Here is a 16,104-nt window from a genome sequence, read left to right on the forward strand (position 1 = left end):
GCCGGCGCCGTCGCCAAGGTCCTCTCCGTCGCCGGCAAGACCGGCAAGTTCATCGACCCGATGACCTACATCGCCAAGGGCGCCGGCACCGGCCTGTCCAAGATCGGCGACATCACCAAGGGCCTCAAGGGCATCGGCACCATCGACATCCCCAAACTCCCCGACGACGTCGTCACCCTGCCCGACGGCGCGACCATGCTGCCCGACGGCACCTTCCACCTCCCCGACGGCGCCAAGATCCCCGAGGGCGGGATCAAGCTCCCCGACGGCAACGTCAAGTTCCCCGACGACACCCCCGTCCTGCCCGAGGGCACCACCAAGCTCCCCACCTCCCCCGACAACCCCATCCAGTACGTCGACCGCGACGGCAACCTCCTCGACAAGAACGGCGACGTCGTCCAGCACGGCAAGGACGCCCCCAAGGAGGGGTCGCCCAGCCCCACCACCCCGCACACCGACACCGACCCGCACACCAACAACCCCGCCCCGCAGACCAACAGCCCCGTCAGGGAACCCGTCCTGGCCGGCGTCGGCGGCCGCAACCCCGAGGACATCATCCGCCTGGGCAGCGACCCCACCGGCCTCGGCGACCTCGGCCGCATCGGGGACGACCTCCCCAACGGCAACATCGGGGACAACTTCCCCGGCGGTCGCCCCGGGGACAACATGCCCGGCGGACGCGCCGACGACCTCGGCCACGGCCCCTCCAACAGCCACGAACCCCCCACCGGCGGCCCCCGCAACGACGGCCCCGGCCCCAACACCCACACCGGCGACGGCAGTCACAACAACGGCGGAGGCGGACACCAGGACCCGCCCCCCACCGGCGGCGACGGACCCGGCGGACACAACGACGGCCCCGGCGGAGGCGGCCACAACGACGGCCCCGGCGACGGGCCCGGCAACGGCGGCGACCACACCCCGGACAACACCGGCGGCCACGGCGACGGCCCCGACGTGCCCGATGAGCACGTCAGCAGCCTCGACCGTCCGCCGTCGGAGCCCTTGACCGAGCCCAGGGCGGACGGCGCGCGCTACGTCGACGAGCCCTCCCCGCACGCGGGGCGGGTCTACGACGAGATCCGGGCCACCCCCGACTCGGTGGACATTCCGGCGATCTCCGGGAACACCGGCATCGACCCGGCCGTGCTCCAGCGGGTCAAGACGCACCTGTTCCGCACCGAGCACGTGGTCGTCGTGGAGAAGGGCATGGCCAGGGAAGGGCTCTTCACCCCGCGCGACGACATCGGCGATCTCTGGCAGGCGGCCGGGCAGCGTAGCCTGGACGCGGACGAGGCGCTCAAACTCCAGCGCCTCATCGCTCATGAGTACATGGAAAGCCACCTCATGGAGGCAGGGCTCCCCTACGTGTTCGACAACGCGAATTCGTGGGAGGTCGACATGGTGAACGGTGTCGCCGACGGCCACTACCGCGCCTGGCCCGAAAGCTGGGCGGACGCGGGGGCCCACGAGCTCACGGTGAGTGAGCGCAGGGGCGGGTTCGCCCAGTGGGAGGGGCTGGGGCTCGATGCGCCGAAGATCGAGCTGGCCACCGACCTCTCGAACATCGACGAGGTGATGGAGGCTGCCTTCCAGGAGCTCCGTTCGAAGGGACTGGACCTTTAAATGACCGATGGATCGACGCTCGCCCTGCTGGAGAGGTTGCGCGCGGCCGACTGGTCCGGCGACTGGGACCACGCCTTCGAGCACGCGCAGTCCCGCCGTCTGCTGATGCACGAGTACCTTCGGCGGGCCGCGCTGTGGGCCCAGGCGTACGGCGCCGAGGCCGAATGGCCCTTCTTCGACGTCACGCGGTACGCCGACAAGGACTTCCAGCTCCCGCCGGAGCTCGCCGCGGCGCTCGACGAGGGCCTCAAGAAGGTCGCGTACGACGCCCGGAAGACCTGTGGGGCCGCGGTGCGGTTCGCGGCGCTCCGCGAGCGGGGCGATGTCGCGCTGCCGGACCTGCCCGATCTCTACGAGCCCCTGGTCCTCTTCTACGAGCGGGGTGGCGAGTTCCTCCAGGACGGGGCCGGGCTCCTCGACCTGACCGGTGTGTCCGTCAGGCCCCGCGGCCCGGGGAACCACCTCGCGGACCGGCCCTTCCTCACGTTCGACGGGCGCGTGCTGGATGCCCTGGACGCCAAGGGCCGGATCTCCTACCACGTGGCGGCCGACCGTTCGGGGCCCGTGCTGCGGCGGCGTCTGCTCAAGTCGGAGCAGCACGACGAGGCGTTCACGGCGGAGCTGCGCTGGGAGCCGACGGATCTCCTCCGGCTCGCCGACGAGAAGCTGACCGACACCGGCTACGCGCAGATCGGTGACATCGAGGCGGCGGAGCTCCTCCAGGCGGCTTTCCGGGGTGCCTCGGGCTCCTGACGGGGGTCATGTCGTGGCCGGGGGCTCCCTCGTGGGAGCGGAGCCCCCGGGAACACGAAACGGGGTCCGGTCGAACGACCGGACCCCCCTCGCTTTCCCCCTCCGTCAGGGCTTCCCGATCCCCCCAGATCCCTCCCCGGAAGCACCCGACGCCAGATATGACTCGGCGGGGTGCCGAACGGTTGCACGCCTTGACGATCTCTTTACCCGGTGCCGGGGGGCGTCGGCAAAGCGGCTCGTCAGCAGGCGTGTTCGGCGTATCGGGCCGCCACTTCCGCGAGGACCTCGGCGCCGTCGCGGGCCCAGAGGCCCTCGTTGAAGATCTCCACCTCGATCGGGCCGTCGAAGCCGGTGGCCTCGACGAGCGAGCGGAAGGACCGGAAGTCCACCGCGCCGTCGCCGAGTTGGCCCCGGCCGAGCAGGACGCCGGCCGGGAGCGGGGTGATCCAGTCGGCCAGCTGGAAGGAGTGGATGCGGCCGCCCGCACCCGCGCGGGCGATCTGCGCGGGCGCCTGGTCGTCCCACCAGATGTGGTACGTGTCGACGACCACGCCGACCTGCTCGGCCGGGAAGCGTTCCGCGACGTCCAGGGCCTGGGACAGGGTGGAGACGACGCAGCGGTCCGAGGCGAACATCGGGTGCAGCGGTTCGATCGCGAGGCGCACGCCGCGCTCGGCCGCGTACGGGGTCAGCTCCCCCAGGGCGTCCGCGACGCGTTCACGGGCGCCGTGCAGGTCCTTGCTGCCCGCCGGGAGGCCGCCGGAGACCAGGACCAGGGTGTCCGTGGACAGGGCCGCGGCCTCGTCGATCGCGGCGCGGTTGTCGTCCAGGGCGCGGGCCCGTTCCGCCGGGTCGAGTGCGGTGAAGAAGCCGCCCCGGCAGAGGCTGGTGACGGACAGGCCGTGATCGGCGAGGAGGGCGGCGGTGCGCTCGACGCCGTGCTCCTGGACGGGACCCCGCCACAGGCCGACCTTGTCGATGCCCGCCTCGGCACAGCCCTCGGCCAGTTCGGGCAGCGACCACTGCTTGATGGTCTCCTGGTTGATGGAGAGGCGGCCGTCGCTCATCGGGTGCCTCCGTTGACCGCGAGCAGGGCGCGCATCCGGGATTCGGCCAGTTCCGGGTCGGGGAACAGGCCCAGCCGGTCCGCGAGTTCGTACGCCTTCGCCAGGTGCGGCAGCGAGCGGGCGGACTGCAGGCCGCCGACCATGGTGAAGTGGTCCTGGTGGCCCGCCAGCCAGGCGAGGAACACCACGCCCGTCTTGTAGAAGCGGGTGGGTGCCTGGAAGAGGTGGCGGGACAGCTCGACCGTGGGGTCGAGGAGGTCCCGGAACCCCTGGACGTCACCGGTGTCCAGCACCCGCACCGCGTGGGCGGCCAGGGGGCCCAGCGGGTCGAAGATGCCGAGCAGGGCGTGGCTGAAGCCCTGGTCGTCGCCCGCGATCAGTTCGGGGTAGTTGAAGTCGTCGCCGGTGTAGCAGCGCACCCCGCCCGGGAGCCGGCGGCGGACGTCGATCTCGCGCTCCGCGTCGAGGAGGGAGATCTTGATGCCGTCGACCTTGTCCGGGTGTTCCGCGATGACCTTCAGGAAGGTGTCGGTGGCGGCGTCGAGGTCCGAGGAGCCCCAGTAGCCGTCCAGCGCGGGGTCGAACATCGGGCCCAGCCAGTGCAGGACGACCGGCTCGGACGCCTGGCGCAGCAGGTGCGCGTAGGTCTCCAGGTAGTCCTCGGGCCCCTGCGCCGCCGCGGCGAGCGCGCGGGAGGCCATCAGGATGGCCTGGGCGCCGCTCTCCTCGACGAGGGCGAGCTGCTCCTCGTACGCGGAGCGCACCTCGGCGAGGGTGGCGGGGCCGGTGAGCTGGTCGGTGCCGACGCCGCAGGCGATGCGGCCGCCGACCGCCTTCGCCTCGGCGGCGGAGCGGCGGATCAGCTCGGCCGCTCCGGCCCAGTCCAGGCCCATGCCGCGCTGGGCGGTGTCCATCGCCTCCGCGACGCCGAGGCCGTGCGACCAGAGGTGGCGGCGGAAGGCGAGCGTGGCGTCCCAGTCGACGGCCGCCGGGGAGTCGGGGCTGATGTCGGCGTACGGGTCGGCGACGACATGGGCCGCCGAGAAGACCGTGCGCGAGGCGAGCGGACTGCCGCCGGGGGCGAGGTCGAGCGGGGTGGCGCGGGGCTCGTACGGGCCCTGCGGGAGGTGGATGGTCACAGCGAGAGCTCCGGGACGTCGAGGCGGCGGCCCTCCGCGTGGGACTTCAGGCCCAGCTCGGCGAGCTGCACGCCGCGGGCGCCGGCCATCAGGTCCCAGGTGTACGGCTCGTCGAGCACGATGTGGCGCAGGAAGAGCTCCCACTGGGCCTTGAAGCCGTTGTCGAAGACGGCGTTGTCGGGGACTTCCTGCCACTGGTCGCGGAAGGACTCGGTGACCGGGAGGTCGGGGTTCCAGACCGGCTTGGGGGTGGCCGAGCGGTGCTGGACGCGGCAGTTGCGCAGGCCGGCAACGGCGGAGCCGTGCGTTCCGTCCACCTGGAACTCGACGAGCTCGTCGCGGTTGACGCGGACCGTCCAGGAGGAGTTGATCTGCGCGACCGCGCCGCTCTCCAGCTGGAAGATGCCGTACGCGGCGTCGTCGGCGGTGGCGGCGTACGGCTTGCCCTGCTCGTCCCAGCGCTGCGGCACGTGCGTCTGGACGTGCGCCTGGACGGTGGAGACCCGGCCGAACAGCTCGTGGAGCACGTACTCCCAGTGCGGGAACATGTCGACGACGATGCCGCCGCCGTCCTCCGCCCGGTAGTTCCAGGACGGGCGCTGGGCCTCCTGCCAGTCGCCCTCGAAGACCCAGTAGCCGAACTCGCCGCGCACGGAGAGGATCTCGCCGAAGAAGCCGCCGTCGATGAGGCGCTTCAGCTTCAGCAGGCCCGGCAGGAAGATCTTGTCCTGGACGACGCCGTGCTTGATGCCCGCGTCACGGGCGATGCGGGCCAGCTCCAGGGCGCCCTCGACGTCCGTGGCGGTGGGCTTCTCGGTGTAGATGTGCTTGCCCGCGGCGATCGCCTTCTTGATCGCCTCGACGCGGGCCGAGGTGACCTGGGCGTCGAAGTAGATGTCGATGCTGTCGTCGGCGAGCACCGCGTCGAGGTCGGTGGACCACTCGGTCAGGCCGTGGCGCTCGGCCAGCTCCTCCAGCGCGTGGGCGCGGCGGCCGACCAGCACGGGCTCGGGCCACAGCACGTCGCCGTTGCCGATGTCGAGGCCGCCCTGCTCGCGGATCGCGAGGATCGAGCGCACCAGGTGCTGCCGGTACCCCATGCGACCCGTGACGCCGTTCATGGCGATGCGCACTGTCCTGCGTGTCACGAAACTTCCTCCATGCAACCGTAGCAAGCGCTTTCTATCGGGGATGACGCTAGCCTGCCGACAGCAATCCGGACAAGAGGGGGCGCCACGACATCTCCTCTCACTCCTCGTCACCCCTCGTCACTCCTCGGAGGAAAGCGATGACAGTCACCCTGGCGGATGTGGCGGCTCGCGCCCGGGTGTCCCCGGCGACCGTCTCCCGTGTGCTGAACGGCAACTACCCCGTGGCCGCGGCCACCCGGGAGCGGGTGCTGCGTGCGGTGGACGACCTGGACTACGTGCTCAACGGCCCGGCGAGTTCGCTCGCGGCGGCCACGTCCGACCTGGTCGGCATCCTGGTCAACGACATCGCCGACCCGTTCTTCGGGATCATGGCGGGGGCGGCGCAGACCGAGATCGGCGGGCCGGGGGACGGTTCGGGCCGGGCGGGCGGCGAGAAGCTCGCCGTCGTCTGCAACACCGGCGGCTCGCCCGAGCGCGAGCTGACCTATCTCACCCTGCTCCAGCGCCAGCGCGCCACGGCCGTGGTGCTGACCGGGGGTGCCGTGGAGGACCCGGCGCACCGGGCCGCGACGTCCGCCAAGCTGGCCCGGCTCGCGGACGCGGGCACCCGGGTGGTGCTGTGCGGGCGGCCCCCGCTGCCGGACAGCGGGGCGGTCGTGGCCACGCTGGCCTTCGACAACCGGGGCGGGGGACGTCGGCTCACCGAGCACCTGCTCGCGCTGGGCCACCGGCGGATCGGCTACGTCGCGGGCCCCTCGGAGCGCACGACGACCCGCCACCGCTTGGAGGGGCACCTCGACGCGCTGCGCGCGGCGGGGCTCGTCGGCGACGGCACGGACGCGGCGAAGCTCCTCGGCGGCGGTACGGGCGCGGCGGCACGCACCGCCGAGGCGTACGACGAGGGGCGGCTCGTCGTGCACGGCCCCTACGACCGGCAGTCGGGCTACGACGCCACGGTCGAACTCCTGCGCCGCGAACCGGAGGTGACGGCCGTCGTCGCCGCGAACGACACGGTGGCCCTGGGGGCGAGCGCGGCGATCCGGGACCGCGGGCTGCGCATCCCCGAGGACGTCTCGGTGGCGGGCTTCGACGATCTGCCGTTCTCGGTGGACGCGGTGCCGGCGCTGACGACCGTACGGCTGCCGCTCTTCGAGGCGGGGGCGCGGGCGGGGCGGCTGGCCATGGGCAAGGAGGCCCCGCCGCCCGGCGGCATCGCCACGATCGCGGCCGAACTGATGGTCCGGGGCTCGACGGCGCCGCCGCGGGGGCGGTGAGCGCGGGGGGCGAGCACACGGGGCAGTGGGCGCGGGGCAGTGGGCGCGGGGGTTCCGCCGCCGGCTCCGCCCGGCCCCAATGACGGCCCTGCCAGGTCGCGGTGACGGCCCGTCGGCGGTCCCGCGACCGCTCCGGGAGCAGCCTCGACCGGGTCCCAGCCAGGGCTGGATCGGGGCCCGTTCCGGTCTCCGGTCGGGTTCCGGTCGGGTTCCGGTCGGGTTCCGGCAGAAAGATGGGGGCGTTGCCCCCATGCCCGACGGAGCCTCCACCGGAAGTATGGGGTCCGGCGGACCGGTGGTGCCGGTGCCGGACCGAGGAGGTGCGATGACGGAGATCGATACGGGCGGCGGCGAACGGCTGCGCGTCTCTTCCGCGTCACGCCCGTCCGCGACAGCGGGAGCTCCCGCCGATGCGGTCGGCCTGCTGGAGGCCGAACGGCCCGCGATGTCCGGGGCTTCCGGCAACTCCTGGGCGGACGGCCCGTGGTGGCGGCCGGCGCTGACCGCCGGGCAGTCGCCCGCCCGCGCCCCGGACTGGGCGCTGTTCGTCCGGGACGCGGTCTTCGCCGCTCCCGAGAAGGCGGCGATCGCCGACCGGGCGGACCGGCCGGGGCTGCGCGGATTCGAATGCGTCCTCGCCCCGTTCACCGCCTGCGCGGCACGGCGGATGCTGGACGGTCTGCCGCGGCGACTGGACCTGTGCGCCGACCTGGACGCCGTGCGCGACGACTTCGAGCGCCACCTGGCCCGGCGGCTCGCGCGGCTCGCCGCCCGGACGCTGGTCCTGGAGCTGCACACGGCGCGGCGGGCCGGCCGGCTCGCCGGGGACGCCTCCGAGGACCGGTTCACGGACTTCCTGCGGCTGACCGGTTCCCGGTCCGGGCTGATCGCGCTCTGCACCACGTACCCCGTACTGGCCCGGATCCTGGCGCGTACCGCGCTCGACGCCGCCGCCGCGCTGGCCGAGATGCTCGTACGGTTCGCCGCGGACCGTCCGGTGCTGCCGGGCAGCCGCACCACCCCCGAAGGAGCCCCCTCCGAGGGGGCCCGGTCCGAGGGGGCCGCGGGCGGGGGGCGGCTGGTGGGGGTCGTGCCCGGGGCCGGGGACGGTCACCGGGGCGGGCGGACCGTGATGCTGCTCCGGTTCGAGGACGGTGGCCGGCTGGTCTACAAGCCGCGCCCGCTCGCCGCGCACCGGCACTTCAACGAGCTGGTCCAGTGGTTCAACGCGCTGCCCGGCACGCCCGGTCTGCGGACGCTCGCCCTGCTGGACCGGGGTCCGTACGGCTGGGTGGAGTTCGTCGCGGAACGGCCCTGCCGCTCGGCCCGCCAGGTCGAGATCTTCTACCGGCGCCAGGGGGCGCTGCTGGCCCTGCTGCACGCGCTGGACGGCACCGACCTGCACCACGAGAACCTGATCGCGGACGGGGAGCACCCGGTGCTCGTCGACGTCGAGACGTTGTTCCACCCGCCGCTGCCCGCCGCGGCCTCGGACGATCCGGCGGCCCGCGCCCTGCACGACTCGGTGCACCGGGTGGGGCTGCTGCCACAGCTGCTCGTCGGGGACGAGACTGCGCTCGACATGTCCGGGATCGGCGGTGGGCAGGCGGCCGATTCCCCGGTGCGCAGCGCCGACTGGGCCGACGCGGGGACCGACCGGATGCGGCTGGTGCGCCGGACGGCCCGGTTCGGCGAGTCGGCGAACCGGCCCCGGCTGACCGGAACGCCCGCCGACCCGTCCTCCTTCACCCGCGCGCTGTGCGCCGGATTCCGCGCCGGATACACCGCGATCAGGGGAGCCCGTGCCGAACTCCTGTGCCCGGGAGGGCTGTTGGAGCGGTTCGCGCACGACGAGGTGCGGGTGGTGGCCCGGCCCACCTGGGTCTACTCGTCGCTCCTGGACGAGTCCACACACCCGGACCTGATGAAGGACGCCGCCGAACGGCACGAGGTGTTCGCGCTGCTGGGCACCGACGTCCTGGGCTCCTCCGCGCTGCCCGGCCTGCTGGACGAGGAGCTCGCCCAGCTCTGGTCGGGGGACGTGCCGCTGTTCACCGCCCTGCCCGAGCGCACCGACCTGTGGAGCGGGAACGGCCGGCTGCTGCCCGGGGCGCTCGCCCGGACGGGGCTGTCCCTGGTCCGCGAGAAGCTGGCGGCCATGGACCCGGTGGACCGCCAGGACCAGGAGCGGATCATCCGCGCCGCGATGGTGACCACCTCCCGCGAGCCCGTCCACGCGCCCGGTCCCGGCCCGCGCCGGGCCCGTACGGCCGCGACCGCGCCGGAGCCGGAGCAACTGCTCGCGGCGGCCCGCTCGGTCGGCGACCAGCTGGTCTCCCAGGCCTACTCCGGGCCCACCCGGCTGAACTGGATCGGCCTGGAACTGCTCGGCGAGCGCTACTGGCGGCTGGGGCCGATGGCCGCCGACGTGGCGGGCGGCTACACCGGTACGGCATGCTTCCTCTCCCAGTTGGCCGCGCTCACCGGGGCGGACCGGTACGCCACGGCTGCCCGGGACGCGCTGGTGCCCCTCGCCGGGCTGCTGGACGCGCTGCACGCGCGCCCGGACGATCTGGGCCCGGTGGGCTCGGGCGCCTTCGCCGGGCTCGGCGGGATCGCCTACGTACTGGCCCAGGTCGCGGGCACGCTGGACGACCCGCGCCTCGGCGAACTGGTGCTGCCCGCACTGCGGTTGACCGGTGCGGCTGCCGCCGCCGAGAGCGAGTACGGGGTACGCGGGGGCATGGCCGGCGGGCTGGTCGGCCTGCTCTGCGGGTACCGGGCCACCGGACGGGCCGACGTGTGGCGCGGGGCGGAACGCTGCGCCGGGCTGCTGCGCGGGGCACCGCTGCCGGACTCCCCCGGGTTCGCCGACGGGGCCGCCGGGGTCGGCTGGGCGCTGTTGCGCTTCGCCGAGGCGGGCGGCGGCGAGCCGTACCGCGCCTCGGGGCTCGCCGCGCTGCGGGCCGCGGTCGGCGCGGTGGACTCGGACGTCTCCTGGTGCCGGGGCCGCACGGGCGTGGCGCTGGCCGTGCTGGACAGCCCGGCGGGGCGGGCCGACCCGGTGCTGTCCGCCTGGGCGCGCGAGGCGGCGGCGGACATCGCACGGTCCGAACCGCCGCCGGACGACAGCCTGTGCCACGGCGAGCTCGGCGTCCTCGAACTCCTGCGCCTCGGCGAGCCGTCCAGCGCCCGCACCCGCTGGGTGGAGCGGGCCGGGGCGCTGCTGGCGGCGGCCGACCTGGCGAAGCCGCGCTGCGGAACCCCCGGCCAGGTGCCGCACCCGGGGCTGCTGACCGGGCTGGCGGGCATCGGACACGGGCTGCTGCGGGCGGGCTTTCCCGACCGGGTGCCGTCGCTGCTGCTGCTCGCCGGACCCACCGTGCCGGTCCCGCCCGGCTGACCGGCCCCGTCCCGTACACCTGCGCCATCGCCCCACCCACGTACCACCCGCACCACCCCGTACCACCCACGCACCGCCTGCACCGCCCACGCACCACCGCACTGCTGACACCCCCCGCACCTCTGACGGGACGACAACTTCCTACAGAAGAGGCAGAGATCATGCAGAACAACGACGCTTCCGCCTTCCGCGCCAACGAGTTCATGGACGACTTCGCCGACGAGCACCCCGCCGGAAGAATCACCCTGGGCGCGGGCGGCAGACTCGGTCTGCGCAGCAGCATCCTCAGCGCCGCGGACGGCAACACCGGCTGCACCACGGACCTGCCGTGGACCACCATGACCTGGAACTGAGTGAATTCCTTTTCAGACCAAGGGATTTGTCGCACTGACCGGCGGGCATTGACTCAAGTAGCCTGCGTGCATGCGTGCCACTTCGTCGGTGATTGTCGGGCGTGTCGCTGAGACCGGCCTGCTGAGCAACGCCCTGGACACCGCATCGCGGCGTTCGGGGCGTGCGGTCTTCTTCGTCGGGGACGCGGGCATCGGCAAGTCCCGACTGGCCGGTGAGTGCGCCTACCGGGCGTACGAGCGGGGCATGCCGGTGCTGCGCGGCAGGGCCACCTCGACCGGGCTCGTGGTGCCGTTCCGCCCACTGATCGAGGCGTTGTCCTCGCGGTTCCGGGCGGCCGGCACGCCCACCGACCCGGAGCTGGACCCGTACCGTCCGGCCCTGGCCCGACTGGTGCCGGAGTGGCGCCAGGACTCCTCCCCCGGCTATCCGGAGACGGTGGTCGAGCTGGCGGAGGCGCTGCTGCGGCTGCTGTCGGTGCTCGGCCAGGAGCACGGCTGCGTGATCCTGCTGGAGGATCTGCACGACTCCGACACCGAGACGATCGCGGTGGTGGAGTACGTCATCGACAACGTGGCGGACCTGCCGGTGCTGCTGCTGGGAACCCTGCGTCCGGAGCCCGGGGTCGCCCTCGACCTGGTGCGCTCGGCGGAGCGGCGGCAGGTCGCCACCGTGCGCGAGCTGGCACCGCTCAGCGACGCGGACGTACGGGAGATGACCGCCTCGTGCCTGGAGGCCGACCCGGACGAGGTGCCGCGGACCACCCACGAACGGCTGGCCGGCCGAGCAGGCGGCAATCCGTACCTGGTCGAGGTGCTGCTCGCCGACCTGCTCGACTCCGGCCGGCTGCGCCGCGCCGGCGACCGGTGGGAGGAGCAGGTCGACCCGGACGCGTCGGTGCCGACCGGGGTGGTGCGCAGCTGGTCGCGGCGGCTGGACCGGTTCGACGAACCGGTGCGCGAGCTGCTCCTGTGCGCGGCCACGCTGGGCAGCCGGTTCTCGGTCACCGTGCTCCAGACCGTCACCGGCTTCGACGACCGCACGCTCTTCAGCCATCTGCGCTCCGCCGTCGAGGCGAACATCATCGCCCCCGACGGGGCGGACCCCGACCGCTACACCTTCCGGCACGCGCTGACCGCCGAGGCGCTGGTGGCCTCGCTGGCCCCGGCCGAACGGGCCGCCACGGCCCGTCGCGCGGCCCTGTCACTGGCCGCCGTGGTGGACGAACTCGACGATGAACAGCGTCAGTTGATGGCAACCTTGCAACTGGCCGGAGGTGACAGACACGGCGCCGCCCGGCAGTTCGCCGCCGTCGGCCGCCGGATGCTCACGGCGGGCGCGTCCGGTTCCGCCGTCATCCTGCTGGAACGGGCCCGCTCGCTCGCCCACGAGGGCGATCTGAGGAGCATCACGGAATCGCTCGCCGTCGCCCATGCCGAGGCCGGTGAGCTCGACACGGCCCTGGCGCTGACCGCGGAGCTTCCCCCGGTGCCCCCGCGCTCCGACGCCTCCGATCAGCGCGGGGACACCCATGTCCGGATCGCCTGGGCGGCCGTGATGGCGGAACGCGTGGCCGAGGCGGCCGGACAGATCCGGGCCGCGCGAAGCGTTCTCGGCACCACCGTCCGCCCCGAGCAGCAGGCGGCGCTCGACGTGGTGGACGGCCATCTGGCCCTGCTGCCCGGCCATGCCGACCGGAGGCGGCAGGGGTGCGCGCAGGACGCGGCGCGCCGGGCCGCCGCCGTCGCGGAGGAGCGCGGCCTTCCCGTGGTGGCCTGCCAGGCGTGGCAGTTACTGGCGCTGCTGTCCCGGGAGCGCGGCTTCGACGAGGCGGACGCGTGTCTGGAGCGGATGCTCGCGGTGTCCGAGCAGCACTCCCTGCCGGTGTGGCGGGTGGAGGCGCTGGTCCGGCTCGGCGCCAACACGTTCATGCGCACCGGTGATCCGGCCCGGCTGGAGACGGCCCGCACCGCCGCCCAGGCGCTGGGTGCGCTGGTGCCGACCCAGACCGTGGACGGGCTGCTCGCCATGAACGCGGTGATGCGCGGCGAGTGGGACGGGGCGCACGAGATCATCGAGCGTTCGGTGGCCGCCAGCGCGCGGGTCCGCAACCTGGGGGCGCACCGCTACCTGCTGCTGGCCTCGGCGGCGCTCGCCGCACACCGGGGGCGAAGACGGGACCTGGACCGGGCCATGGTCCGGTTCCGCCGGGCGGGCGGTGAGGAGTCCTTGCTCGTCCCGCTGCAGCTGGGGCTCTGCCGTGCCTTCGCGGCGCTGCTGGAGGAGGACCGCGAGCGCGCGCTGGCCGACCTGGACGCCTCGCTGGCCTGGGAGCGCGAGAACCCCAGTTTCTTCTATCTGAGCGGGCGTTACGGTCTGCGTCCGCTGCTGCGGATCCTCGACGGGCAGGGCGGCCGGGCGGAACTCGACGCGACCCTGGAGAGCCCCGGCGCCGACCTGGCGTGGAACCAGCTGTTCCTGCGGCTGGCCGACGGTGTCCTGCACGGCCGGGAGGGCGACACGGAGCGTGCCGCCCGGACGGTCCGGTCCGCCGTCGCCGACGCCGCCGCCTTCCCCCTCGCCCGGCATCTGGGGCTACGGCTGGTCGCCGGCGCGGCGCTCGCCGAGAAGTGGGGCGAGCCGGTGGGCTGGCTGCGGGCGTCGGAGGAGTACTTCTACGGGGCGGGCATCCAGCCGGTCGCCGCCGCGTGCCGGGCGGCGCTGCGGCAGGCGGGGGCCAGCGTCGGGCAGCACCGGGGCGGCTGGGACCGCATCCCGGCCTCCCTGCGGACGAGCGGGGTGACGCCGCGCGAGTACGAGGTCTTCGTCCTGCTGGCGGAGCGGCCGGGCAACCAGCAGATCGCCCGACGGCTGTCCATATCGCCGCGCACGGTGGAGAAGCACATGGCGAGCCTGCTGAACAAGACGGGGCGCGCGGACCGGGCGGCCCTGTGCGAGTTCTCCGCCGAGTGCGCGGCGGAACGCGACTGAACCGGGGCGCGCGGACCGGCCGGTGAGGGGCGCGTGACGGGACCGGGCCGATGGGGACGGTCGTACCGGGCGGCGAGGCGCGTGTACCGGGCAGGGGCGGTCGGGGCGCGCGTACCTGCTTGACGGGACGGTCGTACCTGCTGATGGGACGGTATTTCGGGGCCCGTGGTGTCGCGCCCGGGTACGGAATACGGGTGTGCGGGCCCAACATGGGGGTGCGGAGCGGTTTTGGTCGGGTCCCGGCGCGGAACATGCGGGTCCGGCACCGATGTGGGGGGTGCCGTCCCCGACGGACCATCCAGGGGTGCGGCCGGCAGGCCGCCGCCCCAGTCCCCCGGTTCTTCGGAGGCCCGTCCATGACCCGACCCCCCACCCGCACCCCGTCGTCCGGTGCGCTGAGTCTCTCGGTCCTCGGCCCGCTCTCCGGGCATCTGGACGGACGACCGCTGCTTCTCGGGCCGCGCAAGCAGCGGCTGGTCCTGGCCATGCTGCTCAGCCGGCCCAACACGCCGGTACCGGTGGACGTGCTCACCGACGCGGTGTGGCCGGACGCACCGCCCCGTACGGCGCGCAAGAACCTCCAGGTGTACATCAGTTCCACGCGGGCGCTGCTCGGCGCACGGTGCCCCGAGGGGCCGGGCGGTGGCGGGGAGCGTCTGGTGCACTCCTGCGGCGGCTACCTGCTGCGGGTCGGCGAGGACGAGCTGGACACCCTGCGGTTCCGTTCGCTGGCCGCGGCCGGCCGGCGGGCCGCGGACGACGGCGATCCGCTGGCCGCCGCCGGTCTGCTGCGCAGGGCGCTGGACCTGTGGCAGGGGCCGCCGATGCACGATCTGCGGGACTCGCCGGAGGTGGCCGCGGAGGCGGAGCGGCTGGAGGCGCGGTGCCTGACCGTGCACGAGGACTGGGCCGAGACGGAGATCTCGCTGGGGCGGGCGCCCGCCGTCGTGGACGGGCTGCGGGACCTCGCCGAGCGGCACCCCCTGCGCGAACGCATCCGGGCCGCGTGGATGGACGCCCTGCACCGGACCGGCCGCCGGGCCGAGGCGCTCGCCGTCTACGACGACTACCGCCAGCTGCTGGCACGGGAGTTGGGGCTGGAGCCGGGAGCGGCCATCGCCGCCCGGCACCGGGCGATGCTGACCGGCCGGGACGGGGCGGACCGGCCGCGGGCGGCGGGGCAGGCTCACCGGTCCCCCGCGCTGCGGGCCGTACTGCCCGCCGAGACGCCCGACTTCACCGGCCGGGGCGAGCAACTGCGGGAACTGCTGGACGTCCTGGGCGGGGAGAACGGCCGGGTGGTGGCGGTCACCGGAGCCGCGGGAACCGGGAAGACGGCTCTCGCGGTGCAGGCGGCGCATCTGCTGGCGGACCGGTTCCCGGACGGCCGGATCCACATCCGGGTCCGTGACGAGCAGGGGGCGGTGCGTCCGCTGTCGGCGCTCGTCGGCGAACTGGCCCGGCTGACCGGCGGCCCGCACCCGGCGGAGCCGATGACGGACGCGGAGCACTGGCGGCACTGGCTGGCCACGCACCGTTCGCTGGTGGTGCTGGACGACGTACCGGACGAGGCGGCGGTGCGGGCCCTGTTGCCGGGCACCGCCGGCAGTTCGTTCGTCCTGACGGCGCGCGGTCAGCTGGCCGGGCTCGCCCCGGTGCACCGGATCGCGCTGCCGCCGCTGGCCCCCGCCGAGGCGCTGGCGCTGCTGGGCCGGCTGATCGGGACGGGGCGGGTGGGCCTGGACCGGGCCGCCGCCCTGCGCATAGCCGACGCCTGCGGGCTGCTTCCGCTGGCGGTGCGGGTGAGCGGGATGCGGCTGGCGGTGCTGCGCCATCTGCCCCTGGCCGAGTACGCGGAACGGCTCGCCGATCCGGCCGGTGCGCTGGACGAGTTGGTGGCCGGCGACATCTCGGTACGGGCCCGACTGGCCTCCGGCTGGCAGGACCTGTCGCCCGGCAGTGGGCTGGCGCTGACCCGGCTGGCCTCCACCGTCCGCGAAGGGCCGTTCACCCTGCCGGAGGCGATGACGGCACTCGGCTGCGGCGAACGGCAGGCACTGCGGGCGGTGGAGTCGCTGATCGACGCCGGGGCGGTGACCTCCCCCAGCGGCGAAGTCACCGCACACTCCGTGCTGTACGAACTGCCGCGCCTGACGGGCCTGTACGCCCGCGAACTCACCACCGTCCCGGAGCCGGTCCCGGTCTCCGGCGCCCCCTCGGAACCGGTGGCCCGCACGGCGATACCGGTGGGGTGACTGCACCCGGCACACGCCGATCGCCCCCACCGCGCGGTGGGGGCGATCGGCTTCTGCGCTTCGGTACGGCGGTACGGCGGTACGGCGGTACGGC

Annotated in this window: 9 protein-coding genes and 1 pseudogene; 7 read left to right on the forward strand and 3 right to left on the reverse strand. The window is 74.1% G+C overall.

Features of this window, described 5'->3' with window-relative positions; genetic code table 11:
* Together ACWCXX_RS30370 and ACWCXX_RS30375 are read left to right on the forward strand one after the other, a co-directional pair.
* A pseudogene (locus ACWCXX_RS30370) lies at nt 1–1,626 on the forward strand (hypothetical protein); the annotation flags it as partial.
* Nucleotides 1,627–2,379 carry a hypothetical protein gene (locus tag ACWCXX_RS30375; RefSeq protein ID WP_451132788.1) on the forward strand — a complete coding sequence of 251 codons (753 nt, stop codon included), beginning with the start codon at nt 1,627–1,629 and terminating at the stop codon, nt 2,377–2,379.
* A gap of 239 nt (nt 2,380–2,618) precedes the next feature.
* Here the strand turns inward: ACWCXX_RS30375 and ACWCXX_RS30380 are convergent, their stop codons facing one another.
* From ACWCXX_RS30380 to ACWCXX_RS30390, 3 genes are read right to left on the reverse strand one after another with little or no spacing between them, the layout of a single operon-like run.
* A complete protein-coding gene (locus tag ACWCXX_RS30380) occupies nt 2,619–3,446 on the reverse strand; it encodes a sugar phosphate isomerase/epimerase family protein (RefSeq protein ID WP_451132790.1) in 828 nt (275 codons plus the stop codon).
* Nucleotides 3,443–4,585, reverse strand: a complete 1,143-nt coding sequence (locus ACWCXX_RS30385) for a dihydrodipicolinate synthase family protein (RefSeq protein WP_451132792.1) — start codon at nt 4,583–4,585, stop codon at nt 3,443–3,445. The genes ACWCXX_RS30380 and ACWCXX_RS30385 overlap by 4 nt, the downstream gene beginning before the upstream one ends.
* A complete protein-coding gene (locus ACWCXX_RS30390) occupies nt 4,582–5,733 on the reverse strand; it encodes a Gfo/Idh/MocA family protein (protein WP_451132794.1) in 1,152 nt (383 codons plus the stop codon). Before ACWCXX_RS30390 ends, ACWCXX_RS30385 begins: the two co-directional genes overlap by 4 nt.
* A gap of 140 nt (nt 5,734–5,873) precedes the next feature.
* Between ACWCXX_RS30390 and ACWCXX_RS30395 the strand changes: the two genes are divergently transcribed.
* The 5 genes from ACWCXX_RS30395 to ACWCXX_RS30415 all read left to right on the forward strand — a co-directional run bounded on the left by ACWCXX_RS30395 (nt 5,874) and on the right by ACWCXX_RS30415 (nt 16,010).
* On the forward strand, nt 5,874–7,010 hold the full coding sequence (locus ACWCXX_RS30395; RefSeq protein ID WP_451132796.1) for a LacI family DNA-binding transcriptional regulator: 1,137 nt from the start codon (nt 5,874–5,876) through the stop codon (nt 7,008–7,010).
* A 325-nt stretch (nt 7,011–7,335) separates the two neighbouring features.
* Nucleotides 7,336–10,413 carry a type 2 lanthipeptide synthetase LanM family protein gene (locus ACWCXX_RS30400; RefSeq protein ID WP_451132798.1) on the forward strand — a complete coding sequence of 1,026 codons (3,078 nt, stop codon included), beginning with the start codon at nt 7,336–7,338 and terminating at the stop codon, nt 10,411–10,413.
* A 161-nt stretch (nt 10,414–10,574) separates the two neighbouring features.
* Nucleotides 10,575–10,766, forward strand: a complete 192-nt coding sequence (locus ACWCXX_RS30405; protein ID WP_451132799.1) for a hypothetical protein — start codon at nt 10,575–10,577, stop codon at nt 10,764–10,766.
* 70 nt (nt 10,767–10,836) lie between these two features.
* Nucleotides 10,837–13,755, forward strand: coding sequence for an ATP-binding protein (locus ACWCXX_RS30410; RefSeq protein WP_451132801.1), 2,919 nt, complete (start codon nt 10,837–10,839; stop codon nt 13,753–13,755).
* A gap of 356 nt (nt 13,756–14,111) precedes the next feature.
* Complete coding sequence (locus ACWCXX_RS30415; RefSeq protein ID WP_451132803.1) at nt 14,112–16,010, forward strand: BTAD domain-containing putative transcriptional regulator; 1,899 nt, start codon at nt 14,112–14,114, stop codon at nt 16,008–16,010.
* Nucleotides 16,011–16,104 lie beyond the last annotated feature (94 nt).

This window comes from Streptomyces sp. NPDC001732 (genome assembly GCF_053596315.1).

Excerpts from the sequence above, each read along its gene's own strand:
- ACWCXX_RS30395 (WP_451132796.1), top strand. The coding sequence starts at position 5,874 with ATGACAGTCACCCTGGCGGATGTGGCGGCTCGCGCCCGGGTGTCCCCG.
- ACWCXX_RS30375 (WP_451132788.1), top strand. The coding sequence starts at position 1,627 with ATGACCGATGGATCGACGCTCGCCCTGCTGGAGAGGTTGCGCGCGGCC.
- ACWCXX_RS30410 (WP_451132801.1), top strand. The coding sequence starts at position 10,837 with ATGCGTGCCACTTCGTCGGTGATTGTCGGGCGTGTCGCTGAGACCGGC.
- ACWCXX_RS30405 (WP_451132799.1), top strand. The coding sequence starts at position 10,575 with ATGCAGAACAACGACGCTTCCGCCTTCCGCGCCAACGAGTTCATGGAC.
- ACWCXX_RS30415 (WP_451132803.1), top strand. The coding sequence starts at position 14,112 with ATGACCCGACCCCCCACCCGCACCCCGTCGTCCGGTGCGCTGAGTCTC.
- ACWCXX_RS30400 (WP_451132798.1), top strand. The coding sequence starts at position 7,336 with ATGACGGAGATCGATACGGGCGGCGGCGAACGGCTGCGCGTCTCTTCC.
- ACWCXX_RS30380 (WP_451132790.1), bottom strand. The coding sequence starts at position 3,446 with ATGAGCGACGGCCGCCTCTCCATCAACCAGGAGACCATCAAGCAGTGG.